Raw genomic sequence first — 26,152 nt, 5'->3', positions numbered from 1 at the left:
GATCAGCTCCTAAAAAATGGGTTTGTGGTAAACACCATTTTAAAGGAAGCTGATCTTTTTTGTCCGAACAGCGTTCGGATTAATTTTACAATCTACCAAACGGTTAAAGAAAAATGTGAAAAGCTGTTATACTAATAACCATATTAGGGGGATCTATATATGGCAAAAAAGTTAGCAACCCGGGCGGAAGTACCGGATGAATTGAAATGGAATTTGAAGGATTTATATCCAAGTGATGACGCATTTGAAAAAGCTGTTACAGCGTATAAGCAGCAATTAGCTGAGTTTAGCAAACACGAAGGGCACGTGACGGAGAGTGCGCAAACGCTTTATGAAACAGCCAGTGAAGCGGTAAGATTATCTGGTGTGCTAAGGCGAATTTACTTTTATGCTAACGCCCGTAATGATAGTGACACGACGGATCCAGTTGGTACCAAACTAGCTGGTCAGGCGCAGTCGCTTTACGCACAAACGCAAACAGCCATCAGCTTTTTAACGACTGAAATCACGGCGCTGTCCAAAGAAAAGTTTGACCAGTATCTAAAAGATGAGCCTCGTTTAAAGGACTATCGGCGTTATCTCGAGTTGAACTTTTTACGCAATCAGGGACATGTGCTGCCATTAGCTGAAGAAAAATTGTTAGCGCAAAGTAGCAAGGTGTTTGAGGGTGCTGAAAACATCTTCTCCATGTTAAATGATGGCGATATGAAGTATGGCGACATTGAGGATGAAAACGGCGAAACGGTTGAATTAACAGATGCTAAAATCAGTGAATTTATGCAGTCAACCAACCGTGATTTACGCAAACGGACAAGTCACTTGATTAAAAAGGCCTACGATGGGCTTCAACATACGTTTGCCACAACCCTGTCGACTCATATGGAAGGGACGGTTCTTAAGAACCGTGCCCATCATTTTGCGACAGCGCGAGAAGGGGAATTGTTCGATAATGAGATCCCAGAAAGTGTCTATGACACGTTGGTAACGACCGTGCATGATCATTTGCAGAGCGAACATGATTACATGCAGTTACGTCAAGATGTGCTAAGCTTAAAGCCAATGTACAATTACGATCGTTCTGCGCCTTTACTGGGCGACCCCAAATTGAAATTTACGTTTGATGAGTCTAAGGCCATCGTACTGGATGCATTGAAGGTGCTTGGTGATGATTATTTGGATGGTTTGAGGGCTGAATTTTCCGGTAGCTGGATCGATGCAGCCGAAAATGTTGGCAAACGTTCCGGCGGTTATGAGAGCGAAGTTTACGATGTTCACCCGTATATCTTGCTGAACTGGTCGGACAATTATTATGGTCTAACCACGTTGGCTCATGAGTCTGGACATGCGATGCAATCTTACTTTACTGATGCAACACAGCCCCTTCAGGATGCAGACTATCCAATCTTCACGGCGGAAATTGCTTCGACAACTAACGAAAACTTGCTGATGGACTACATGTTGGATAAATATGCAGATAACAAGGAAGTTAAGGCGTACTTATTACAACAATCTATCCAAACGTTTATCGGTACGGTTAATTTGCAAACTTTATTTGCAGAATTTGAGCATCAAGCCTATGAAAAAGTTGAAAGTGACGAAGCGTTAACTTCCGATTATTTGAGTACGATGTATGCTAAATTAGGCGAACAATACAACGGTCCGGCTGTTACCTTTGAAGATGAGAAGAATACAGGCTGGGCCGGCGTGCCACATTTCTATTACAACTACTATGTTTACCAATATGCGACATCGATGGCCATCTCCACGACCATTGCGGACCGAATTTACCGCAAGGTGCCTGGTGCGTTGGACCAATACAAGACATTCCTCAAAGCTGGTGGCTCACAAGCGCCAATTGAGCTGATCAAGCAAGCAGGGGTGGACGTCACCTCTCGACAGTACCTGGACGATGCATTTGCCGTGTTGGACAAACGGATTGCGGAATTAAAAGAAGTGCTTGGTAAGTAACCTTATTGTTAATTGAAATACCAGTTCATTAACTTTGAACTGGTATTTTTTTCACTTATGAAAAAAATCAGCAACACCTTTTGTCTAGCTGATAGGATACAAACATACAAGGCAAAGGGGATACATAAAGATGACAGAAAAATTAGCAACACGGGCTGAAGTGCCTGATGAATTGAAATGGAATTTGAAAGATTTATATCCGAGTGACGAGGCATTTGAACAGGCTGCGGCTGCCTTCAAAGAAAAACTAAAGAGTTTTGGGGAACATGAAGGGCATGTGACGGATTCGGCAGAAAGCCTGTATAAAACCTTTAGCGATGGCGTTGCACTAGATAACGAACTAAAACGACTCTATGTTTACTGTATGACTCGTGACCATAGCGATACAACGAATCCACAGGGAACCAAGCTGTTGACAGAAGGACAGGGACTTTTTAGTGCATTCGGTGCAGCAACAGCATTTCTAAATGTTGAGGTAACTCGCATTACGTCAGACGAATTTAAAAAATTATTATCTGATGAGCCTAGATTAGAAGAATATAAACGTTATATTGAAGTCAATTTTTTACGAAATCGTGATCACATTCTACCTACAGAACAAGAAAAGATTCTCGCTAAAAGTGACACTGTCTTCAATAGCTCAGAAAATATATATTCTAATTTAAATGATGCGGATATTAAGTTTGGTGAAGTGAAAGACGAGAATGGCGACATAGTTGAGTTAACGCCTGCTAGATATTCAGAATTCATGAATTCGACAAATAGGGGATTGCGTAAACAGGTATCAGAAAATTTCAAAACCGCTTATAAAAACTTACAACATACCTTTGCTGCAACGTTGACGGCACATATGAATGGGGTGATCGTCAAAAATCAATTGCATAACTTTAAAACAGCGCGTGAAGGTGAATTATTCCAAAATGAAATTCCAGAAAGTGTTTATGACACATTGGTGACAACCGTTCACAATCATTTGGACGGTCAGCATCGTTATATGCAATTACGCAAAGATGTCATGGGTTTGAATCAAATGTATGGTTACGATACTCGGGTACCTCTGGTAGGAGGATCCAAGTTAAAGTTTACTTTTTCAGAATCTAAGTCGATTGTTTTGGATGCCTTGAAGATCCTCGGTGACGATTATGTAACGGGTTTAAAACACGAATTTAGCGAGGGCTGGATTGACGCTGCCGAAAATGTCGGTAAATATTCTGGCGGCTACCAGATTGATGTGTATGGTGTTCACCCATATGTGTTATTAAACTGGTCAGATAATTATGATGGTTTAACTACTCTGGCACATGAGTCAGGCCACGCTATGCAATCATACCTTACTGACCAATCTCAAGCAGTGCAGAATACAGATTATCCTATTTTTACAGCCGAAATTGCATCAACAACTAATGAAAATCTGCTGATGGCTTATATGTTAGACAAGTATGCAGACAATAAAGCAATGAAAGCCTATTTACTGCAGACTTCAATTGAAACGTTTATTGGTACGGTTAACACGCAAGCTATGTATGCTGAATTTGAACACCAGTGTTACGAAACTGTTGAAGACGGTGAACCACTGACTGCAGACAGATTAGGCGAATTGTATGGCGAATTGGATCGTCAATATGATGGCCCAGCTCTTTCCACAACAAGTAAAATGAGTCCATCGTGGGCAGGAATTCCACATTTTTACATGAACTACTATGTTTACCAGTACGCGACTTCAATGGCGATTTCGACGATACTTGCCGATCGCATCTATCGCAAAGTTCCCGGTGCATTAGAACAATATAAGGCTTTTCTTAAGGCCGGCAGTTCGCAAGCACCAATTGATTTGATTAAACAGGCGGGCGTGGATGTAACATCAGGTCAGTACCTGGACGATGCGTTTGCCGTGTTGGACAAAAGGATTGCGGAATTAAAGGAATTATTAGGCAAATAATTGTATATTAGTCGTATCGAAAAAGCACGATCAACGAAATTTTTGGGAATTTCGTTGATCGTGCTTTTTAACATTAAAGTTATTCAATATTATCTAATCGGTCGGTATACAGTACTTTCACACTATTATCGTCTACAACCAGTTTGGTAACACTGCCATTTCGTGGGCCGGGGAAGGCACCAATTGTGTCAGAGTAATGATCCATGATGTGGCGCAGGTACGTGCCGTGGGTGACTAGCAAAATGTTATCGCCGTCCTTGGCGTTATCCCGTAACAGCTGCATTCCAGCTTGGATTCGTTCCCACAATTGCGCGTACGTTTCGGCGTCGTGATACTGATCCGCATTGGCCACTAGGTCTGTTGTTTCTTGCAGGCCAAACTTTTCAACCAATTCATTATAGGTGTTACCGCCTTTAGGAGAGCCAATCTGATGCCACATTAACATGTCGTCATAGCCTTCCCAATAGCCGAAGAATTCTTCGCGGAATTCTTTGCGGGCGACTGGTTCGGTGAGGTTACTAGGGTTTTCGGCAAGAATCAACCGTCCTGTAGTTTGCGCCCGAGCAAGATCACTAGAGTATGCAGCGTCAAACTTAACATGGCTCAGTAATTGACCGGCATGCTTGCCGTCATTCTGGCCTTTTTCAGTAAGCGGTGCGTCTGACCAGCCTTGCATCCGGTGATACAAGTTTAAATAAGTTTGACCATGACGAACCATGTAAACGTTAAATGACATGAGAACCTCCACAATTTATGATGGTTCTATCATAGCATATCAACGTTTGGGATGAGACCACGTTATGGTTCATAAAAATGATTACTGTGACGGCGGAGGTAGCGCGTCGCACCAACGATGAATCCTGGCAAGATACCAATCACTGCCACACCGAGGAAAATGAGGGCAAAGTGTGACTTTACGAATGGCAAACGGCCAAAGTAATAACCTAAAACGCTACCGACCGTGACCCACAGTGCGACGCCAATAACATTGAGGACGGCAAAACGACGTTCACTCATTTTTGTCGTGCCCGCCAAGAGGGGGACAAAAGTCCGAATCAGTGGCACAAACCGACCAAAGATCACAGCTCGGCCACCATAACGTTTGAAAAATGCCTCGCCACGTTTTAGACCACCATGAAGACGTCGATTAATAAACTTAAAGTGCATTAACCACATGCCGATTCGAAAGTTCAGAGTGTCACCGAGAACGGCGGCAAAGAAGAAGATGGGAACCAGAACTTTGATGTCCAAACTGGATTGGGTGGCCGCCGCGATAGCACTCGTCACAAAAATCAATGATTCACCCGGCAACCACGGAAAGACAACCAAACCAGTTTCAGCAAAAATCAACAGAAACAAGGTCACGTAGCTCCAGTTGCCCATCCACGAGAACAAGGGCAGAATATAATCCTGTAAATGGCTCAAGATGTGAATCAACTGATCCATAGGCGACCTCCCATTTTTACCTACAGTGTAAGCAACTGAACGATGAATAGCGAAACTAATCACTCAGCTTTGAGAAAACTTATGAGTTAGGGCAAAGTGTGATTGAAAATAGTGCAATGTCAATTTTCGCTTCCGGTTGTCAACAGTGACACGCTCACCGTGGGACCGGTTCAAGCCTCCCAAGTTCGGAGTCTTTCACCTCGTCGCCAAGCCTCCTGAAAATCGGAGTCTTTGCGACCGTCCGTAACATAAATTCGGAGAACCACCGAATTAACGTTACTTTCACGGCTCGGTATCACTGTTGACGCCCTCCAGCTGACAGAGTGGCAAGTTTCAAACGTCTAGCCGAGTGTGTGGCAGTTTACGCAAAATTTCATTAGCTACTATAGGAGGAGTGTAGCTGATTGGAAACAGAGTTCCGTGTCGGTAACACTTAGCGGCGGGGTGAGCCGTTTAGTGTTACAGGATGACTTATGAGACGCGTTTTTCGGCTCATAATCAAAGGTGAAAATCGCGGTGTGTGCGAGTTGAACCTGGTCCCACGGAACGGCGTTTCAGATCAGCGTAACGGGAGTAAATTGCTTAAGATCAAGTTCGATACAGGACTGCCCAGAAAATTAGCCGTTTTATGACTCGAATGGTGAGTAGAATTTGTCACCAACTGTGAAAATGCGCTATAATATTTAGTACAATTTTTGAGTTTATTGATGAGAATGGTCGCATAATAACGGCCAAAAAACGGGGGCAAACCAGTTGACGGAAACAGTAAAGCAGCAAGAACAAAAACATTTAGATGCTGTCGTTAAAAAAGTCAAACAGGCTGAAGTTGTGGCCAAACAGGATATTCAAACTGCCTCGCGTGATACAAAGGAAATTGAGCGGGCGTTTGGTGAGGTTCACCTCAATACTGGTAGTTACGAGGGGATGACTGACACTGCCATGTCGTTGCGTGCACAGCAACAAATGCTTGATGAACGGCAAAACAGCTGGCAACACGCTACTCAACGACTTGATGTGTTACAAAAATTGGAACGTACTCCATATTTTGCCCGCATTGACTTTCAGGAAGATGGTACTCGCGGTCCTGAGACAATTTACATTGGGTTGGGTTCGTTTGCTGACTCACCAGATCATTTCTTGGTTTATGACTGGCGGGCACCAATTTCTTCTATCTATTATGATGGTGGTCTTGGCGACATCACGTACCAAACGCCGGATGGGCCGCAAACCGTTGATGTTAAGTTAAAACGTCAGTTCCAAATCAAAGACGGCGTTATCCTTACTGTCTTTGATACAGATGAAGTGGTCGGCGATCAAATGCTTATGGAAGCGTTGGGCAACTCGTCCAACACCAAGATGAAGAGCATTGTCACTACCATTCAGAAGGAACAAAACCAAATTATCCGAGATACGCAATCTGACCTGTTATTTGTTCAGGGGGCCGCTGGGTCCGGTAAGACGGCTGCTGTCTTACAACGAGTGGCATGGCTATTGTATCGATACCGCGGTAACTTAACGTCTGGACAAGTGGTCTTGTTCTCACCAAACCAACTTTTTAATGATTATATTAACCAGGTGTTGCCTGAATTGGGCGAACAAAACATGGTGCAGATGACTTATCTGCAATACACTAATCGGCGTTTGCCAAAAATTCAGGTTGAAACGTTGCAACAACGTTTTGATGCCACCACTGATACTAAATTTAAGACGGTCAATGCGTTGAAAGGTAGTTTGGCGTACTTTGACGTGATTACGCGCTATGCCAACCATCTTGAACAGGCTGACATGCGGTTCCGGGACATTAAGTTTCAGGATCAAGTATTTATTAGTAAGGAAAAGATTGCCGAAATTTACTATTCATTTAATGAAAACTATCATTTAGGTAATCGATTATCTGCAACTCGAGAAGAATTGATCAAGATGTTGAACCGGCGCATCAGTTCTTCTTTGCACGATAAGTGGGTTGAAGAAACCGTTCAAAACTTAACTAAAGAGCAGGTTGACACGATGTTTGGCGATCAACCGCGTGAGTTTGACAGTCAGGATAAGGAATATCGTTTCCTGGCTCGTCAGATTGTGATGCAAGCCTACAAGCCAGTTCAGCTTGCCATCGTACGTAGCCGTTACTTAAACATCAATGCGCAGTATGCTCATTTCTTACGGCATGTGCCTAATCTGATTGAGCTTAGCAAACACGATGTGACTACGGGACAGTGGCAGGCCGGTGTTGACGCAACATTGAATGGTTATCGTGATCACCGCTTGTCATTGGCGGATACGTCAGCTTACCTTTACTTGTATGATTTAATGACGGGTAAAAAAGGTGAAAAGGAAATCCGTTTTGTCTTTATCGATGAAGTTCAAGATTATTCTGCCTTTCAATTGGCCTTTTTAAAGTTTAGTTTTCCTCGTGCACGGTTCACTTTGCTTGGAGACTTAAATCAGGCAATCTTTACGCAAGAAAACAGTCGAACGCTTCTGGGCGAACTGTCCACGATGTTTGATCCGGACAAAACTCGGGTCGTTCAACTGACGAAATCTTACCGGTCCACACAACAAATCACTGATTTCACGAAGGACCTTTTGGTTGATGGTGAACAAATTACAGCCTTTGATCGTAATGGCGACAAGCCAGCCGTATTAGTCGCCAATGACGGAGAAGCCTTGTATCAACGTTTGGAACAACAATTAGCGGTCAATGATAAGGCAGATGAAACGACTGCTATCATCGGCAAAACATTGGCAGAGTGTGAGGCTGTTGCTGATCGCCTCAAAGCTGATGGCGTCCATGCCACATTAATTCGGACTGAAAATCAGCGGTTAGTGCCCGGCACATTGATTATCCCGGCGTACTTGGCTAAGGGGCTTGAATTCGACGCCATCATCGTTTGGGACGCTTCGAAAGCCGTTTATCACGATGAAAGTGAACGGCAATTGCTGTACACGATTTGTTCACGTGCGATGCACCAGCTCACAATTTTGGCAAACGGTGAACTGACGCCGTTGATGGATCACGTGGATTCAGATTTATACGTGCGTGAATAGGTAATGGAAGTGCAATAGTAACGTTTTCGCTGAAATTTCGGAGTATCTGTGTCCAATTCCGATATCACAGATCGAGCTATGCTATACTTTAAGGGATTTTTGAAGAAAACATGGTGGATGAGTTATGGCAGACAAATTAGGCAACTATGATCGTTTTGAGCGTGATCGATGGCGGGATTTATTTGATGCAGAGGCAGTTCCATTAACAGAAGCAGATTTGGATCAGATTCGGTCTCTGAACGACCGAATTTCATTAGCGGATGTAAAGGAAATTTACATGCCGTTGGTGCACTATATTCTCCTTAAATACCATGAGTTTCAGTTGGCCAATAATGCTCGTAGCGACTTTTTGAAGGTGCCGCGTCGACATGTGCCATTTTTGATTGGTATTGCAGGATCTGTGGCAGTGGGTAAGTCAACCACGGCGCGTTTGTTAGCGCTGATGTTGAAACATTTGTATGCACAATTGAAGGTTCAGCAAATCACTACGGATGGCTTTTTATATCCCAATAATGTACTGGAAGAAAAGGGCATTAGTGACGACAAGGGCTTTCCCGACAGCTATGATATGCCGCGGCTAATTCAATTTTTAAACGACGTGAAGCAGTCACGACCAAACGTCAAAGCACCACGGTATTCACATCAAGTGTATGATGTAATTCCTGATGAGTACGATGAGATTGATCAACCAGATATCTTAATTGTCGAAGGAATCAATGTTCTGCAGTTACCATCACAGGCAGAAATATTCGTTAGTGACTTCTTTGACTTCTCGATTTACGTCGATGCTGAGCCAAAGTTAATTGAGCACTGGTTCTTGGAACGGTTTAGTATTTTGCTGGATTCGGCGTTTAACGATAAGACGAATTATTATCATGAACTAGCCACGGGGTCTCGTGAAGACGCGTTTTTGTATGCGCGTCAGGTCTGGGATGCCGTAGATCTGCGTAATTTAAACGAATATATTTTGCCTACTCGTAATCGTGCCAATGTCATTCTGCACAAGCGTCAGCATCACGCCATCGATGCCGTTTATTTGCGGCAGTACTAAATTTTAACTGTAATGGTAGATAACGCTTGCGGTTGTCAACAGTGACACACTCGTCGTGGGACCGGTTCAAGCCCGAAGTTCACGGTCTCTCACCTCGCCGCAGAGACTCGTAAAGCTCGAGTCTCTGCGACCGTCCGTGCTGTAAATTCGATAGGACCACTCGAATTAACAGCACCTTCACGACTCGGTATCACTATTGACGCCCTCCAGCTGATATCTCACACTGATGACCAGTATGCGGCAGGTAACATTTACCAATGACTTGTAAATTATTCGCCTAATTATGATAGAAATGGAACTGACAGGAAACAGAGATCCGTGTCGGCAACACTTAGCGGAAAGGGCTTGGCCGCTTAGTGTTGCGGGATGACTTATGAGACGTGAATTTCGGCTCATAATCAAGGTTGAAGACTCCGGGCTTCAGGAGGCTGAGACTGGTCCTCACGGATCGGCGTTTCTGGTCAGCGTAACGGTATATTCTATCTCATTACATCTTTAATTAAAATATGGTTAACATCCTAGTCGATAAGGACTGGGATGTTTTTCTTTGCAGAAAGATCGGCAATAACAAAATTTAGCATAGTTATTGAAATAATTATCTATTTATAGAAGCAATCTGTTATGATGGACTGACATTCTGTGAAACGGGGGAGAGAATCGATGGCACAAAACGCACCACTTAATCAAAAACGTAAATTTAGTTGGCCGCTTTTCTTAAGCCCGTTTATTTCAAGGCTCGGCGACGCGCTTTATATTTTTGGCTTGAACTGGTTCATTGTGAAAGCAACTGGAACGGCGTCTATCTTAGGGGTCGTTCAGGGAATCGGTGGTCTTGTACTGGTTGCCGCAGATGTGCTGGCAGGACCACTTGTCGATAGTGTGAATCGTAAACGAGTCATGTTGTGGTCAGATATTATTAGTTTTGTCGCTTGTTTGTTAATGGCTCTGATTGTAGATGTCAATCATCCGATCTTCTATCAACTGGTTTTATTAACGGCTATTTTAGATATTGGATTGGGTTTCAACTTTCCTGCAGCAAAGGCAATGGTGCCAGAACTTATTCAAGATTCGGCGCTACAACGATTTAATGCGATTTCAAATACGTCACTTAGTTTGGCAGACATTTTTGCACCATTGCTTGGCGGCGCGTTACTTGCTGTTTCATGGATTAACTTTCGAGAATTTCTATTAATTAATGCTTTTTCATTCCTATTGTCGATTGCGTTGCTACTGGGGATTCGGTATCGGTATCGACCCAGCAAGAGTGGTCGGCTGTCGATTTGGACCAGTCTACAAGACGGTTTTAAGTATGTCATGGGTAAGCCCGTGCTGGTCAAAATGGTTGTCATCGACAGTGTTGTGAATATTTTTTACGCAGCATTTAATTTGTTGCTTCCATATGATGTGAAACATTACTTTGGTGGTAACGAACACCTTTATAGTTATTTGATGGCTGTAATGGCCATTGGTGGCATGCTGGGCGGCCTGAGTTTGGTAAGAGCTCGTAGTGCCCGTGCGTTACCTCAGATTGAGCGTGACATTTATTTGCTGGCCGTTGTTATGCTGATTGCTGGGGTTTGGCGACCGTATCCAGTGCTACTGGCGATGACTGGATTGTACGGATTCTTGATCTCAAGAATTGGGGTAGGTTTGTTTACGCTAGTGCAAAATGTAACTGATGTAGCTTATTTGGGCCGTGTGTTTGGTATTTGGTTTATCTCTGTAGACTTCATGCACCCACTAGGCAATTTTATTTTCGGTTTTGTTATTGACTGGCTGGGCGATGGAACCTTCGTTTTAATGGGGATTCTGCTTGCTCTCTGTCTAGGATTTACCGACCTTGTTTTCCGCAAACATACAACGGTTTAAGCGCAAACTGTCCATTGAATTGAGACGACTGGATTGCAAATAAACGGTTTTATGGCTCAATAAGAAACATCCTTAAATATTACAATATATTTCAGATTTCGAGTTTTATGACAAAAACGCCTAAATTTGTAATGCTGACGGTATTTCTCTGTTATTTACACGCTGTATAGTAGTCATCGTTGAGTTGTTAATAAACAACACAAGCGAATCATCGCGTAAGATTTATCTATTAGCCAGCGTGAGCGAAAAAGAGCTCGCCATACAAAATTAGGAGTGAAACTTACTATATGAAGATCAAACAATTAATGCTTTCTACTGTTAGTGCCGGTGCGTTACTTTCAATTGGTACTGTTGTTGCAAATGCCGACACCACTGTTACTGTTAAAACCGGTGACACTGTTTCAAAATTAGCTTCTGCTAACAACACTACTGTTGATGCAATCGTTAACGCTAACCACTTACAAAACGGTGGTAACTTAATCTTTGTTGACCAATCATTAGATATTCCTGGTGCTAACGGTACACAAAGTACTCAAGCAGCACAACCTGCACAACAGGCTGCTCCTGTTCAACAGACACAACAAGCTGCTCCAGTACAACAAGCAGCACAACCTGCACAACAGGCTGCTCCTGTTCAACAACAAGCAGCTGCACCTGCCGCTTCTACTGGTGACTCATCAGCCCAAGCATGGATTGCTGCTCGTGAATCAGGCGGTTCATACACTGCTCAAAACGGTCAATACTACGGTAAGTACCAATTGAGTATGGACAAATTAGGTGGCGACTTATCACCACAACATCAAGAAGCTGTTGCAACACAATACGCAGTTTCACGCTACGGTTCATGGGCTGGCGCCCAAGCCGCTTGGCAGTCTCAGGGTTGGTGGTAGACAACCCCGGCTGACGCCGAAAATTATTTTTGATAATCAATCATCCACTTTAAAGTGGGTGATTTTTTTTGCTCAAAAATCCTAAATTCATCATTGCTTTACAGCCACTCGAAGGGCGTAAGCTGATTAGTGTTGTTGATAAAAGAGTGTTGTTTATTAAAGTGGACAATACGATACGTATTGAATGTACTATAATAAGCATTAATCTTTTTTACATATTTATTTGATTGACGTGAGGAGGTAGTGTTGAATGAAAGGTCGTTTTGGTTTTTTAAGTATTGTATTATTCGGGATCAACGCCATTGTCGGATCAGGTATTTTCTTGTTGCCTAATACGGCGATGAAACTCATTGGGCCGGCCAGCCTGCTGGTGTTTGTCTTTGACATGTTTTTGGTTATTAGTATTGCATTGTGTTTTGCTGAGGATGCTAGTTTGTTCAAACAGAATGGTGGACCTTACGTCTATGCCAAGGCAGCTTTTGGTGACTTTGTTGGCTATGAAGTTGGTTTCATTATTTGGGTCATTAGTATTATTGCATGGGCCACGATGGCAGCTGGGCTGGCAACAGCTCTGGGTGCTTTTTGGCCTGTATTGGCTAAACCCGTTTGGCATGCCACAATTATTACGATGTTACTGGTCGGGCTAGGCATAATCAATATTCTTGGTGTTAGCGTGACAAAATGGTTGAACAATGTGGTCACTGTTGCAAAAATTATTCCATTGGTGCTGTTTGTTGCCATTGGGTTATTCTTTCTTCATGCCGGAAACTTTACACCATTTTTCCCACACGGTCATTATGTAGCAGGTTCATTCGGTCAGGCTGCCATCGTCATGTTTTACGCCTTTACCGGTTTTGAGGCCATTGTGATTGCTGCTGAGGACATGAAAAATCCTCAACACGATGTGCCGCGTGCGATTATTACGGTGATGGGAATAGTAGCATTGTTGTACTTTCTCATTCAAACGGTGTCAATCGGAGTCTTAGGGACTAAGCTAGCAACAACGACGGCCCCGATGCAGGAGGCGTTGACTCAGATTATTGGACCAGTTGGGAAGTACATTATCGGTGCGGGGACGATTATTTCCATTACGGGGATTTCCGTTGCCCAGTCCTTTACCGTTCCTCGTAGTGGTCAAGCAATGGCTGACAATGGCGTCATGCCAAAGATTGTCGGTCGTGTTAATCGTCGCGGTGTGCCGTATGTGGCCGTGATTATTTCAGTTGCTTTAGCTTTGCCTCTTGCACTGACAGGAACGTTTAGCACATTGGCTGCCATTTCTGTTGTGTCACGGTTTGCTCAGTATGTGCCAACGATCATTGCTGTCTTAGTATTTAGAAGAACCCGACCAAATCAACCACGTTCTTTTAAAGTACCATTTGGTCCAGTGATTCCAGTTATTGCAATTTTAGTTTCATGCTGGCTGCTAGCACAGGCCAAACCGATTAACCTATTTTGGGGTCTTGGTGCGTTATTAGTCGCTGTTCCGTTTTATTTCTTGACGAAGAAGAATCGCCAAGAAATTGAAGCGCAGCAAAAAAATGAAAATCAGAAGTTATAGTGATTATCAGGTTACAGAGATACACTTGTATGCATTTATTTTAAGTACAAAAAAGCATCCTTCAAATTGGAGGATGCTTTTTTGTCTGTATGAAAGTATCTGTTTAAAAATAGGTCCAAAAATGAAAGCAAGGGCACTGAAACTGAAAACATTCGGCCGTAACAGCTATACCAATTTATACAAAAGGACTAATTTAAGCAACTTTATGAGTTTGAAAAGGAATAAAATAATTAAAAAATGCAAACGAATGTCAAAATCTAGACCAATCGTTTAAGCCCTTTTTATTGCTGAGATATTCAATGATTTCAAAGACGCAAATTAATCGTTTTTTAATCAAAATGCCACTTTTATCATCATTTTATTCTTGCCGTTTAAAATTGAAATCGGTATTGTGACAAACATAGACCAAAGAAAGAAAAACAGACGTGTCTATTAAATGGTTATGAAAAAGGATGATAAATATGTTTGATTCAATCGACCAATTAGCAGTAAATAGTGTACGGACATTAAGCTTGGATGCAATCGATAAGGCACAATCTGGCCATCCTGGTTTGCCAATGGGCGCAGCTCCGATGGCGTACGCACTGTGGACTCGAAATATGACGGTTAACCCTAAAGATTCACATTGGTTTAACCGTGATCGCTTTGTGCTATCAGCTGGTCATGGATCAGCGATGCTGTACAGTCTGCTGCATTTAAGTGGTTACCAAGTTTCCATCACAGACCTTAAGCATTTTCGTCAAATGGGCAGCAAGACACCAGGGCACCCAGAATATGGCTGGACCGATGGTGTTGAGGCAACAACTGGACCATTAGGCCAAGGCTTAGGAATGTCCGTTGGGATGGCGATGGCAGAGCGACACTTAGGCGCAATGTATAATCGTCCTGGGTTTAAAGTTGTTGATCACTATACATACACGCTCGTTGGTGACGGTGATCTCATGGAAGGTATTTCCCATGAAGCAGCTAGTCTAGCTGGTCGCTTAAAATTAGGCAAACTGATTGTACTTTATGATTCTAACGACGTGTCTTTGGATGGCCCACTGAGCAACGCTTTTGCTGAGAACGTTCAGAAACGGTTTGAAAGTTACGGCTGGTCCTATCGGCGTGTTGACGATGGTAATGATTTGAACAGCATCGACAAGGCAATTAAAACGGCGCAGATGGATCAAACCAAGCCAACAATTATTGAGGTCAAAACGACGATTGGCTATGGTGCACCAAAGCAAGGCACCCATGCAGTTCACGGTGCGCCATTAAGCGCGGCAGATTTGCGTGTTGCCAAGGAAAATTATCAATGGCCTTATGCACCGTTCTATGTTCCTGGCGAAGTGTACGATCGTTTTTACCGGACGATTCAACGTCGCGGACATAAAGCAGAAGAAGACTGGAATCACATGATGGAAAGTTATGCGACTCAGTATCCTGAGCTTGCAGCTTACTTTGCCGACGATGTTCGTCAAATGAAGAGCGTGGACTTAAGTGATTTAACTGACCAATATGAGCTTGGCGATGCCGAAGCAACGCGTTTGACTAGTGCCAAGGTTTTGCAAACGTTGAGTAAACGGGAACACTCACTATGGGGTGGCTCAGCCGACCTGTTTTCTTCAAACAAAACGAATATTAAGGATAATGGGCGTTTTGACGTGGACAGCGCGGTTAACCGGAATCTGTGGTTTGGTGTCCGTGAGTTTGCTGAAGGTTGTGCAATGAACGGAATTGCCTTGCATGGTGGTTCACGTGTATACGGCAGTACGTTTATGGTCTTTTCAGATTATATGCGTGGTGCCATGCGGTTGGCTGCCTTACAGAAGCTACCCGTTACGTATGTGTTCACGCATGACTCCGTGGCGGTTGGCGAGGACGGTCCAACTCACGAACCGATTGAACAACTCGCCAGCATGAGGGCCATGCCAGGGCTATCTGTTATTCGTCCAGCTGATGCAAACGAAACGATTGCGGCCTGGCAACAGGCGATGGGGGCGCATGATCACCCAACTGTGCTAATTATGACACGACAAACATTACCAGTCTTGACTGGTGCTAAGGCGCATCCGGAAGGTGTGAGTCGGGGGGCTTACGTTATTTCCGCACAAAAGGGTCTCAAACCAGATGGTATTTTAATTGCTAGCGGTTCAGAGGTTCAATTGGCCTTGACTGCACAGCAAAAGCTGTGGGAACGTGGCGAGGACGTATCTGTGGTCTCGATGCCAAGTATGGATTTGTTTGATGCTCAACCGCAAGACTATAAGGATGAAGTGTTGCCGCGGGACGTCCGTAATCGGGTATCTATTGAAATGGGGAGCACGAGTGACTGGGGTAAATATGTCGGTTTAGACGGTAAGGTAATTGGTATCGATACCTTTGGTCTAAGCGGCAAGGGGAGTGAAGTCATTAAGCACTTTGGTTTCACGCCTGAAACGGTCGTGGATACGTATGCCAGCCTAATTAATACACGGTTGCATACGCTTAACGAAAACGTTTCTGCACGATAATATAGTTGGTCATTCAAAGCTCATCCTGCTTTATGAATGATGACTAAAACGACTCACGCCCGTTTGGACGTGAGTCGTTTTAGATACATATTAGGTACTTACTCTCAAAAGTTACTTAACTGATGCAACTGCTTTTTTAATCAACTGAGATTGAAATTCAGCCGCGTATTGTTTAGTCAGTTTTGCTTGAGCAGCTTGATCCGTGGCAAGCTTTGGATCCTTAGCAACTGCCGCTTGCATCTTTGCTTTAACGTAGGCTTCAGCTTGTTGTTTCATTTGAGCCTTGGCCTGAGGTGTCTGCATCTTCGCCATCTGACCTTGCAACTTCTTTGCTTGGCTAGTTGAGAGATGTAACCATGAACTTGGCAGATAGAATGTATTTGTCCGTTTTGTTAGTTTATGGTCTTCCTTGGCAATGCCGAACCAAACTTTAGCAGTGTGGCTCTTATATTCCCAACGTGTTTCTGATGTTTTTAACGTTGCCTTATTACCGCTAGCTTTTTTAATTGTGTTAGTGGTGAATTCATCAGCTTGTGTGTGACCAGGCTTCTTTTGGTTAGCCTTGGTCGCATAAATTTGAACATTTTCAGTGCCTTTAGTCCCAATGTTTTGGTAGAGCACCATATTGACACCGTTAGCGCTACTGCCACTAGCAGAATAAATCTGTTTAGTCGTCGTTGTGGTGACTTTGTGCATCCCAAAGTGACTGTGGTCGTTGGCTGTGATCATAAAGAGTGAGCCACATAGCACAATGATTGATAGTAAGGTACCGATGATTTGCCAAGTCCGGTTATTAATGTAGACGAAGCAAATGAATAGGGCAATGGCACCAATGACAAGTGTAGCTAGAATCATTAGGCTTCACCTCCATTATTAGCGGGTTCTGAAGCAGTTTTTAGATCATCACTGGTAACGGTAGCATTAGAGTGATTAGCACCCTTTAAGAAGAAGGCTAACAGGAAACCAACGATACAGAAGCCGACAGCAACCCAGAATGTTGCATGATAACCACTCATTGTGGCGTTGATGGCACGAACTTTATATGCTAATGGCGTTTGTGTCAACACGTGGTGTGCTGGCATAGTGTTCTTCGTAACGTTTGATAAAACGGAAACTAAGATCGCTGAACCAATTGAAGTGGCAACCTGACGTGTTGTGTTGTTAACGGCAGTCCCGTGGGAAATCATGTCAAAGGACAGGGCGTTCATACCGGCGGTTGTTACGGGCATCATCACCATTGAAATCCCAAACATCCGCACAGCATACAAGAAGGTAACATAAATGACAGGCGTGCTCTTGGTAATCATAACAAATGGTAAAGTACCAGCTGTTAAAAGGAACATCCCAGCAACAGCCATCCGTCGAGCACCGATCCGGTCAAATGTTTGACCAGTAATCGGACTCATGACAGCCATCATTAAGGCCCCAGGCAGTAGTGTTAATCCAGAATGGAAAGCACTCATACCATGAACAATTTGCAGGTAAAGTGGCAGAACCAGTTCAACACCAGTCATCGCAATTGTAACAACGGAACTCAAAACTGCGGCAATGGTGAATTCAAAGGATTTGAAAACACGTAATTGTAAGAATGGGTTCTTCATCGTGAGTTGACGCCAAATGAATAGTGCAATGACAACAACACCGACTGCGAGGAAGGACAACACCTTAGTGGATGTCCAGCCATCGTCACCGACAGAGGAGAATCCGTACAGCAGGGAACCAAAACCAATGGTAGATAAAGTAGCCGAAAGCCAATCAAGTTTTGGTTTAGAGGTTTCAATAACGGACTTCATAAAGAAGAACGCTAAGATGATAACTAGAGCGACGATTGGAATAATCATGCCAAACAAGTCACGCCACTGGAACTTATCAATGACCCACCCAGAAAGTGTTGGTCCAATAGCAGGTGCAACACCGATAACGATACCGGCTAGCCCCATGGCAGCACCACGAGAACTGGCTGGGAAAATCGTCAACATTAATGTTTGCAATAATGGCATGGTAACCCCAACACCAATTGCCTGAACTAAACGTCCAGCAAGTAAGGTGCCGTAATTAGGTGCGATGTAGGCCATGATCGTGCCAATTTCAAAAATCGTCATGGCACCAATATAGAGCCATTTTGAATTGAATCGATTGGATAAGTAAGCAGAAATAGGAATCATGATTCCGTTAACCATTAAAAATCCAGTGGTTAACCATTGAACCGTAGAAGTGGAAATATCGAAGGCTTTCATTAATGTAGGGAAAGCGGTCGTCAAAATCGTCTGGTTCAAAACGGTACAGAACGTACCAATCAGCAAAACCATAACCATCAGTCCACGGTTATAAGGTTTGCCATTTGTGTCGACAGCTTCTGACATAAGGAGTCCTTCTTTCATTTGATTAATTAGTTGGCTTAAAAAAGTACGAGAGTTAATATAATGCTTTAAGATAATCATGTCAAGTAAGTTGACAAAGTTATTTTAAAATATATAATTGTTCCAGTAAACATAACATTGACGTCATATTTTATGATAACGGTTTCAAGAAATAAGAGGTTTAATTATATGGAAAGAACACCCCAAACTGAGGGTTCACCCGAATGGTTGAGAAACATTATTAATAGTGATGATATATTGATCGGCATCGGTGACCTCTCTCGTGCGACAGATGTTTCAACCGCACAGCTACGTTACTGGACGGATAAAGGCTATATTCACGTCGTCAATCAGGAGGAAGGCAATCGTAAGTATACGTACGATACTGCGTTTAAGGTTCGTGCGATCAAGGCGTATATGGATGAGGGCTTTACGTTGGTCGCTGCTACCAAACGGATGCAAAAGCACCGCGAAGTTATTCATTTGTTAAAAGACGTCATGATGAATCGACTGGAAGGCGTCGGTACGGATGAGGATGGCAGCCAAATTGTCAGCTTAGGCTTGTTTGATCCAGATCCACAATATGAACTTGTAGCGCGTTTGCGTGACGGCAAGACTCGGTTCGAACTCCAGAAAAAAGCTTGAATCTAGAGGACTTTGCTTGTTGCTTGCTCCTAGTCATGCTAAGCTGGGTTTGTGGTGAGGTGAATGGTTGATTACCCAAAAATCCCTAAGAAGTGACCGATCTTTACGGCTGGGCCACTGCTTCATGTTGTGAGTGTTTTTTGGAAAACTTTTTTGATTAAAAAGGTTCGCTAAACTGCGCATTATGCGCTCGAGAATCATCCTTTCGGGATGGTTAGTGATCGTATTTAAAACAATGTGTTTCATGAAAATCAACCCAAGTTTTTCATGGTGTAATCAACTGCTCATCACGGGCACTCCAGTTTAGGGGATCTGGAGTGTTTTTTATTTAGCGTGAATGAAGCCCGAGAGCAGTTGAGCTATAACGTAAACGACGAGTGTGAAGGTAAATTTTCCTTTGCACCCGTCGCTTTTGGTTATGCACAGACTTCTGAGCGTCAGTGGCATGTTTGGGTATATGGCCCAAATATCTTCACCGGCTTGTGGGGAGGGAGCGCGTTTGCGACAATGTGGCAAGGGTGAACAAAGCAACACGGATTTCCCCCGTTTCAATAAATGCGGTAAAATAAACATTATTATGAAAACGCTATCACAGGAGGATAAACATGCAGGCAGACATTAAATGGTTGGATGATCCACAAGTTTTTCGTGTCGGACAATTACCCGCCCACAGTGATCACTATTGGTATCGTGATGCCGATGAGGCGCGTGCAAAGAGCAGCAGTTTCGCACAAAGCCTGGACGGTCAGTGGCAGTTTAAGTTCGCAGACCGGCCACAACATCGACCCGTTGGTTTTTATGAACCCAACTACGACACCAGTGATTTTGGGACGATTCATGTACCGGGACATATTGAATTGAGTAATTATGCGCAGATTCAATACATCAATACCTTGTACCCGTGGGAAGGTAAAATTTATCGTCGACCAGCTTACACAATGGGACCTGATCAGACGGGCGAGGGGATGTTTAGCGAGGCACCGGACAACTCAGTTGGTGCATACATTCGGCATTTTCGTTTGGCTCCCGGTCTGACGAATCAACGGGTAATCGTTCAATTTGACGGCGTGGAAGAAGCTATGTATGTTTGGCTCAACGGCCATTTTCTCGGGTATGCCGAAGATAGTTTTTCACGTTCAGAATTTGATTTAACCGATGCCTTGGTCGAAGGTGATAACGTGCTTGCAGTGGAAGTGTTCAAACGAAGTACTGCATCGTTTTTGGAAGACCAAGATATGTTCCGTTTTTCCGGCATTTTTCGCAGTGTTAGGCTAGTCGGATTGCCAACTGTTCACGTTGCTGATATGCACATTCGACCAGTGGTTAATGAGGACTTAGACAGTGGCGAACTTAATGTGACCTTGAAACTGACTGGGGACCTGGAAAGCAAAGGGCGGGTTCATTTAACGGTGTTTGATAAGGCGGATAAGCTGATTGTGGATGAAAAGCGGTCAGTGGCTAAACAAATTAGTTTTGGTCACCTGCCGTTTGAGAACGTTATGTTGTGGACGCATCACAATCCGGATTTGTATCACTTGACTGTGACAATTACAGATGAGGATAGCAACCCGATTGAAGTGGTTCCTTATGATATCGGTTTTCGACGGCTGGAATTGCGTAACCAAGTTATCTATCTGAATGGCAAACGACTGATTATTAACGGTGTCAACCGTCATGAATGGGACGCCACTACAGGCCGAACCGTCTCAATGGCTGACATGAAGGCAGATTTACAAACGTTTGCTGAAAACCATATTAACGCTGTCCGTACTTGTCATTATCCGGATCAAATTCCGTGGTACTACATGTGTGATCAGGCTGGTGTGTACATGATGGCCGAAACTAACCTGGAAACTCACGGCACATGGCAAAAGATGGGGGCTGTTGAGCCCTCTGACAATGTGCCAGGATCGTTGCCGCAATGGCGCGAAGCAGTCTTAGATCGGGCGCGTAGCAACTACGAAACGTTTAAGAATCATCCGGCCATCTTATTCTGGTCGCTTGGTAATGAATCGTATGCCGGTGATGATATCGAAGCGATGAACACCTATTACAAGACAATGGATTCCTCAAGGCTGACGCATTACGAAGGTGTTGTTCGCAATCGTAAATATGAAACCAGTATTTCTGATGTGGAGAGCCGAATGTACGCTTCGCCAGCTGAGATCCGCACGTATTTAAGCAATCAGCCAATGAAACCATTTTTAGATTGTGAGTATATGCATGACATGGGCAATTCACTAGGCGGTTTGGGCGAATACATGGCGCTACTAGATGACTTTCCGTCCTATCAAGGTGGTTTTATTTGGGACTTCATTGACCAGGCACTGTGGGTCACGGATGAAGTTACTGGCCGACAGGTATTGCGCTATGGTGGCGATTTTGATGATCGTCATACGGATGGCGAATTTTCTGGGGACGGATTAATGTTTGCAAACAGACAGGCAAAGCCAGCAATGCAGGAGGTGCGCTATTACTATGGCCAATACGACAACTAAGCTTCACGTGATTTTTGGGGATGGCACGCTAGGTGTGGCAACGGATGATGTCCATTATTTGTTTAGTTATGAAAAAGGTGGCTTGGAATCAATCGTCAGTCACGGCAAAGAGTGGTTATATCGACCAATTCGTCCCATTTTTTGGCGAGCGACAACAGATAATGACCGTGGCAATCATTTCTCGGAAGAATCCGCAATGTGGCTAGGTGCGGATTGCTTCACACGATGTCAGAACATTGATGTGCAAGTCGATGGTGAGGACTTGGGGCTACCAATTGCACCGCAAAATAATCAATTTTCAAACGATGAAACGGCCGATCAGGTTGACATTACGTTTGATTTTCAAACAGCCACAACACCAGCAACAAAAGTAACAATGCATTATCAAATTGTTGCCAATGGTAAGGTGACACTCACGAGTCATTTGCAGGGAAAAGAGGCGCTTCCTGAGCTGCCCGCTTTCGGCGTTCAATTGATCATGCCGACTGTCGCTACTGGATTTGAATATGACGGTTTGTCCGGCGAAACTTACCCAGACCGCATGGCTGGTGGCAGTCGGGGACAGTATTATGTGGCTGGTTTACCAGTGACGCCTTACCTAGTACCTCAGGAAATGGGCATGCATATGCAAACACGATGGCTAACCGTCACCCGGCAGCGAACATTGAATAATGCAGACGTTGACGCACAGCCATTTTCTTTCAGTGTTGAAATGGCCGATCAACCGTTTGCTTTCAGTTGTTTACCGTATACTGCAATGGAACTTGAGGCCGCAACACACGTCGAAGAACTGCCATTGGCAAGACGGACCGTTTTGTCAGTTTATGGAGCGGTCCGTGGTGTTGGGGGCATTGATAGCTGGGGAGCAGATGTCCAGCCACCATATCGTTTGTTCGCTGACGTTGATCGAACGTTTACAGTGCAAATTCATCCTGGAAATCATGTAGCAGATTAGTGACTGCCATCCAGGTTAAGGGCAGGTAGCCCTTCTATCTTTGGTGTGCGATAATATGACTAAATGTTTTTTCAGTTAACAAGACGGTTTAAACGAGCAAACGACTACCACAAGAATGCGAAAGAAACGGGGATGAGTAAATGAATCACCAAGAAGAACAAATGACCGGCATGCGATTTTTGTTTGTGACTGTGCTGAATTTACTCATTACCGCGGCAGAAATTGTTGGGGGATTGTTATCAGGCTCACTAGCCTTATTGTCAGACGCGTTTCATAACCTCGGGGATTCACTGTCAATCGTATTGGGGTATGTTGCTCAACGAATTAGCGGAAAGCCACAAAATCGGCAGCGAACTTTTGGTTACCGCCGTGCAGAAATTTTGGCCGCGTTCGTCAACGGGCTATTTCTGATTGGTGTTTCAATTGTTCTGATGGTTGAAGCTGCGCGGCGTTTTGCCAAGCCAGAACCGATTAATGGCGACATTATGTTGATGGTTGCCGTTATCGGGTTAGCGGCTAATTTGTTGTCAGCGGTGTTGATGCACCATGGTTCAAAGGATAGCTTGAATATTAAAGCGACATATTTGCATGTCTTGGCAGACGCGTTATCGTCTGTTGCCGTTATCATCGGCGGGATTTTAATTGTGCTCTTTGATATTACGTGGGTTGATCCGCTACTAACGCTGTTGGTGTCGTTTTACATTATTTATGAAACTTGGCCGGTGATTCACGAAACAGTTCAAATTTTGATGCAGACTGCACCAAAATTAGATTATGATCAAATCGCTGCAGATATTGTTGAAATCCCGGGTGTGCTACGGGTTCACCATATTCACGCTTGGCTCATTGATGAAAATAAAATTGTCTTTTCAGCACATGTCAACATGAAGGATGTCAAACTGAGTGAGGTGGAAAAGACCGTTGCTCAGATTTCCAGTATGTTGACGGAGCGGTATCACATTTGTCACGTAACCATTCAGCCTGAAGTCCACCACGGTGAGACTGACGCGCTGTTTGTTAACAAGGATAAAGTGTAAATAAATTTAGATACAACAATGGCTCATTTCACTATGTCTTGTAGTGAAATGAGCCATTGTCTGTTAAGGATGTGGATTATGATCTGGATAATGCCGCAAAGTGCTGATCATACCACGTTGACCAGTCAGTTTCCGGATTACCGGTCGAATGAAATTTGACGCCGATTTCATCAAGTAAACGAATATAATCGTTCTTGCTGAATTGAATACTGGTGTCGCGTTCACGTTCCGGTGTAAAAGAACGGTTTGTTGCTAATTCACGGTTGATGTCCTGAATATACCCGTGTTGTTGATCATATTGTGTAATCAATTCCAAGTTGTTCCGCCGCCAAAGCGTGATGTAAAAGTTGGCGAAATCGGTTAGGGCCGTTGTTTGTGCGGATTCATCGAGTTCGTCAACAGGGACTAAGTTTTCTGCCATGTTGAGAGCCTCCATATGTTTGTTCACTAACTATTCTAGCACTTTTGGTGCCAAGCCGATGCTGAGAGGGTTGGGACAGGAGATAGACTGACTTTGCGCAAAAAAGTTGCCGGTTATTTTGTGTTTCTGTTTATAAAATATGGTAAAGAAAGCAGTCTATATGATACAATGACAACTGTACTTTGGTAAGGGAATGATGGTCAGGTCGGTTCATGTTTTGGTGTTACCAGTCCCCATTTGCACCAGTTCCAATTTACATAAAACACTTAGACTGCGTGCAAACGCAACAGGAGGACTCATTAACATGTCAGAACAAGGTACTGTTAAATGGTTTAACGCCGACAAAGGCTTTGGTTTCATTACTCGCGAAAGTGGTGACGATGTATTCGTTCACTTCTCAGCTATCCAAGGCGACGGCTTCAAGACGCTTGAAGAAGGCCAATCTGTTAGCTTCGACGTTGAAGAAAGCGACCGTGGCCCACAAGCTGCTAACGTTGTTAAAAACTAATTAATAATTCAAATAATGGTGTTAACTCCTAGGGTTAACGCTTTGATGTGAATGAAAAACGACATCTGTATCTCTTACGAGATGCGGCTGTCGTTTTTTTGTATGATACGTTTTGAGGTTCTAAATCTGTTAAGGAAGTGATCATGGGTGGACGAAGCACAATTAGTCATGGATACAGCGTTGCTGGCTGGTCAAATATTGCTAGCAAACGGGTCTGAAATCGCGAGGGTTGAAGATACAATGCAGCGAATTGCGGACAACGCTGGTTATCGGTATGCAAACATTTTTGTGTTGCTGACCGGTATCACCATGTCCTTGCCAGACGGTGAATCAACGCAGGTGCGACCAATTCACAGCCGAACGATCGACCTTGAAAAAGTGGCCCAGGTTAACACGTTGTCACGTCAGTTTGCCAGCGATGAGATTGACTTACCCACATTCTATCAACAATTACGCCAAATTGAAGTTGCTGTGCCCACTTTTCCGTTTTGGCTACAGGAATTAGCTGCAATTATTGTCAGTATGACACTCATGGTGGCCTTCACCGGTATTGATGCGCCTGTTAAATTACTGTTTGCAATGTTGGCTGGTGGGAGCGGGTATGCTGTTTTCTACTATGTGAATCATGAATTGCGTGTCCGTTTTTTGAGCGAATTTCTGGCTTCACTGGTAATTGGCTTCGTGGCTTATGTGGGCATTCGTTGGCTTGGTTTTACGCATGTTGCTGGTGATGCGGTAATTATCGGCGCATTGATGCCGTTAGTCCCAGGTGTGCCAATTATGAACGCGTTCCGCGACACGATGTCAGGTAATTATTTGAGTGGTCCAGCTCGAGCAGTTGAGGCGGTCTTATCGGTATGCGCGATTGGTCTTGGTATCGCGATTATGGTAAGTCTATGGTGAAAAATGCAATCAACTTAACGCTTTCCAAGTAGGAGATTCTATTAATGATACATATCATAATTGAAGGGATTCTCGCCTATGCCGCGACAGTCGGTTTTGGCATTATTTTGAATATTCCCCGCCATGCGCTAAACGTTGCCGGTTGGATTGGGGCAGCAGGATGGGCGATATATGAACTAATTGTATTAAAGTCAGGCGCGCAGATTTCGTTAGCACAAATGGCAATTGGCATGTTAACTGCTGGATTACTAATTGGCGTTTTAAGTAACTGGGCCGCTCGCGTCAAACACATGCCAGTAATTTTATTTAATATTCCTAGTTTGGTACCATTGGTGCCTGGGGGGCAGGCCTATCAAGTTATTCGTAACCTTGTTACCGGTCATGGCAACATTGCTTTAGATTATTTAGGCCAAGTTATTGCTATTGCAGGGATGATAGCACTAGGGTTCTTACTGTCTGAATTACTTGTTCGAATAACATATCGATTGCGGCATGTTTTAAAAGCAAAATAAAATGAGTTAATCAGGCTAGTGCACTTACAGTGCCAAGCCTGGATTAACT

The 26,152-nt window shown here is 43.8% G+C and carries 20 protein-coding genes; 15 read left to right on the top strand and 5 right to left on the bottom strand.

Features of this window, described 5'->3' with window-relative positions; translation table 11 throughout:
- Positions 1-159: 159 nt before the first annotated feature.
- On the top strand, positions 160-1,968 hold the full coding sequence (pepF, locus tag GB993_RS12845) for an oligoendopeptidase F (RefSeq protein WP_161004593.1): 1,809 nt from the start codon (positions 160-162) through the stop codon (positions 1,966-1,968).
- Positions 1,969-2,098: 130 nt separating this feature from the next.
- Positions 2,099-3,907 carry an oligoendopeptidase F gene (gene pepF, locus GB993_RS12840; protein WP_161004592.1) on the top strand — a complete coding sequence of 603 codons (1,809 nt, stop codon included), beginning with the start codon at positions 2,099-2,101 and terminating at the stop codon, positions 3,905-3,907.
- A gap of 79 nt (positions 3,908-3,986) precedes the next feature.
- Here pepF (GB993_RS12840) and GB993_RS12835 read toward each other — a convergent pair whose 3' ends face one another.
- Together GB993_RS12835 and GB993_RS12830 are read right to left on the bottom strand one after the other, a co-directional pair.
- On the bottom strand, positions 3,987-4,643 hold the full coding sequence (locus tag GB993_RS12835; protein WP_161004591.1) for a histidine phosphatase family protein: 657 nt from the start codon (positions 4,641-4,643) through the stop codon (positions 3,987-3,989).
- Positions 4,644-4,705: 62 nt separating this feature from the next.
- Positions 4,706-5,353, bottom strand: coding sequence for a VTT domain-containing protein (locus GB993_RS12830; RefSeq protein ID WP_017260970.1), 648 nt, complete (start codon positions 5,351-5,353; stop codon positions 4,706-4,708).
- Between the two features lie 753 nt (positions 5,354-6,106).
- Between GB993_RS12830 and helD the strand changes: the two genes are divergently transcribed.
- The 6 genes from helD (at position 6,107) to tkt (ending at position 16,264) form a co-directional block, all read left to right on the top strand.
- A complete protein-coding gene (gene helD / locus GB993_RS12825) occupies positions 6,107-8,398 on the top strand; it encodes an RNA polymerase recycling motor HelD (protein WP_161004590.1) in 2,292 nt (763 codons plus the stop codon).
- A 124-nt stretch (positions 8,399-8,522) separates the two neighbouring features.
- Entirely contained in the window at positions 8,523-9,449 is a 927-nt protein-coding gene (gene coaA, locus GB993_RS12820; RefSeq protein ID WP_161001777.1) for a type I pantothenate kinase, read from the top strand.
- Positions 9,450-10,109: 660 nt separating this feature from the next.
- Entirely contained in the window at positions 10,110-11,318 is a 1,209-nt protein-coding gene (locus tag GB993_RS12815; RefSeq protein WP_161004589.1) for an MFS transporter, read from the top strand.
- Positions 11,319-11,605: 287 nt separating this feature from the next.
- Entirely contained in the window at positions 11,606-12,208 is a 603-nt protein-coding gene (gene apf, locus GB993_RS12810) for an aggregation-promoting factor (protein ID WP_161004588.1), read from the top strand.
- A gap of 250 nt (positions 12,209-12,458) precedes the next feature.
- The gene (locus GB993_RS12805) at positions 12,459-13,769 is read left to right on the top strand and encodes an APC family permease (RefSeq protein ID WP_161004587.1); all 1,311 of its coding nucleotides are present in this window, start codon (positions 12,459-12,461) and stop codon (positions 13,767-13,769) included.
- Between the two features lie 461 nt (positions 13,770-14,230).
- Positions 14,231-16,264, top strand: a complete 2,034-nt coding sequence (tkt, locus tag GB993_RS12800) for a transketolase (protein WP_161004586.1) — start codon at positions 14,231-14,233, stop codon at positions 16,262-16,264.
- 111 nt (positions 16,265-16,375) lie between these two features.
- On the opposite strand, the gene GB993_RS12795 is transcribed toward tkt, so the two are convergent.
- Complete coding sequence (locus tag GB993_RS12795; protein ID WP_161004585.1) at positions 16,376-17,119, bottom strand: DUF4811 domain-containing protein; 744 nt, start codon at positions 17,117-17,119, stop codon at positions 16,376-16,378.
- Positions 17,119-18,627 (bottom strand): MDR family MFS transporter, encoded by a 1,509-nt coding sequence (locus GB993_RS12790; protein WP_161004584.1) that lies wholly within the window; start codon positions 18,625-18,627, stop codon positions 17,119-17,121. The genes GB993_RS12795 and GB993_RS12790 overlap by 1 nt, the downstream gene beginning before the upstream one ends.
- Before the next feature lie 186 nt (positions 18,628-18,813).
- Between GB993_RS12790 and GB993_RS12785 the strand changes: the two genes are divergently transcribed.
- From GB993_RS12785 to GB993_RS12770, 4 genes are all read left to right on the top strand, one after another.
- Positions 18,814-19,269 carry a MerR family transcriptional regulator gene (locus GB993_RS12785; protein WP_161004583.1) on the top strand — a complete coding sequence of 152 codons (456 nt, stop codon included), beginning with the start codon at positions 18,814-18,816 and terminating at the stop codon, positions 19,267-19,269.
- Positions 19,270-19,874: 605 nt separating this feature from the next.
- The gene (locus GB993_RS12780; RefSeq protein ID WP_161004582.1) at positions 19,875-21,767 is read left to right on the top strand and encodes a glycoside hydrolase family 2 TIM barrel-domain containing protein; all 1,893 of its coding nucleotides are present in this window, start codon (positions 19,875-19,877) and stop codon (positions 21,765-21,767) included.
- Entirely contained in the window at positions 21,748-22,722 is a 975-nt protein-coding gene (locus GB993_RS12775) for a beta-galactosidase small subunit (protein ID WP_161004581.1), read from the top strand. Before GB993_RS12780 ends, GB993_RS12775 begins: the two co-directional genes overlap by 20 nt.
- Positions 22,723-22,862: 140 nt before the next feature.
- Entirely contained in the window at positions 22,863-23,759 is an 897-nt protein-coding gene (locus tag GB993_RS12770) for a cation diffusion facilitator family transporter (RefSeq protein ID WP_161004580.1), read from the top strand.
- 76 nt (positions 23,760-23,835) lie between these two features.
- Here the strand turns inward: GB993_RS12770 and GB993_RS12765 are convergent, their stop codons facing one another.
- On the bottom strand, positions 23,836-24,180 hold the full coding sequence (locus GB993_RS12765; RefSeq protein WP_161004579.1) for a hypothetical protein: 345 nt from the start codon (positions 24,178-24,180) through the stop codon (positions 23,836-23,838).
- A 304-nt stretch (positions 24,181-24,484) separates the two neighbouring features.
- On the opposite strand from GB993_RS12765, the gene GB993_RS12760 reads away from it, so the two are divergent.
- The 3 genes from GB993_RS12760 (at position 24,485) to GB993_RS12750 (ending at position 26,103) form a co-directional block, all read left to right on the top strand.
- Positions 24,485-24,688 (top strand): cold-shock protein, encoded by a 204-nt coding sequence (locus GB993_RS12760; protein ID WP_017260984.1) that lies wholly within the window; start codon positions 24,485-24,487, stop codon positions 24,686-24,688.
- 147 nt (positions 24,689-24,835) lie between these two features.
- Complete coding sequence (locus GB993_RS12755; RefSeq protein WP_161004578.1) at positions 24,836-25,591, top strand: threonine/serine exporter family protein; 756 nt, start codon at positions 24,836-24,838, stop codon at positions 25,589-25,591.
- A gap of 44 nt (positions 25,592-25,635) precedes the next feature.
- Complete coding sequence (locus GB993_RS12750; RefSeq protein ID WP_161004577.1) at positions 25,636-26,103, top strand: threonine/serine exporter family protein; 468 nt, start codon at positions 25,636-25,638, stop codon at positions 26,101-26,103.
- Positions 26,104-26,152: the final 49 nt, after the last annotated feature.

Source organism: Furfurilactobacillus milii, assembly GCF_009864005.1.
Taxonomy (GTDB): domain Bacteria; phylum Bacillota; class Bacilli; order Lactobacillales; family Lactobacillaceae; genus Furfurilactobacillus; species Furfurilactobacillus rossiae_B.
The sequence above is the reverse complement of the archived record's forward strand: the minus strand, read 5'-3'. Positions and strand labels throughout refer to the sequence as shown.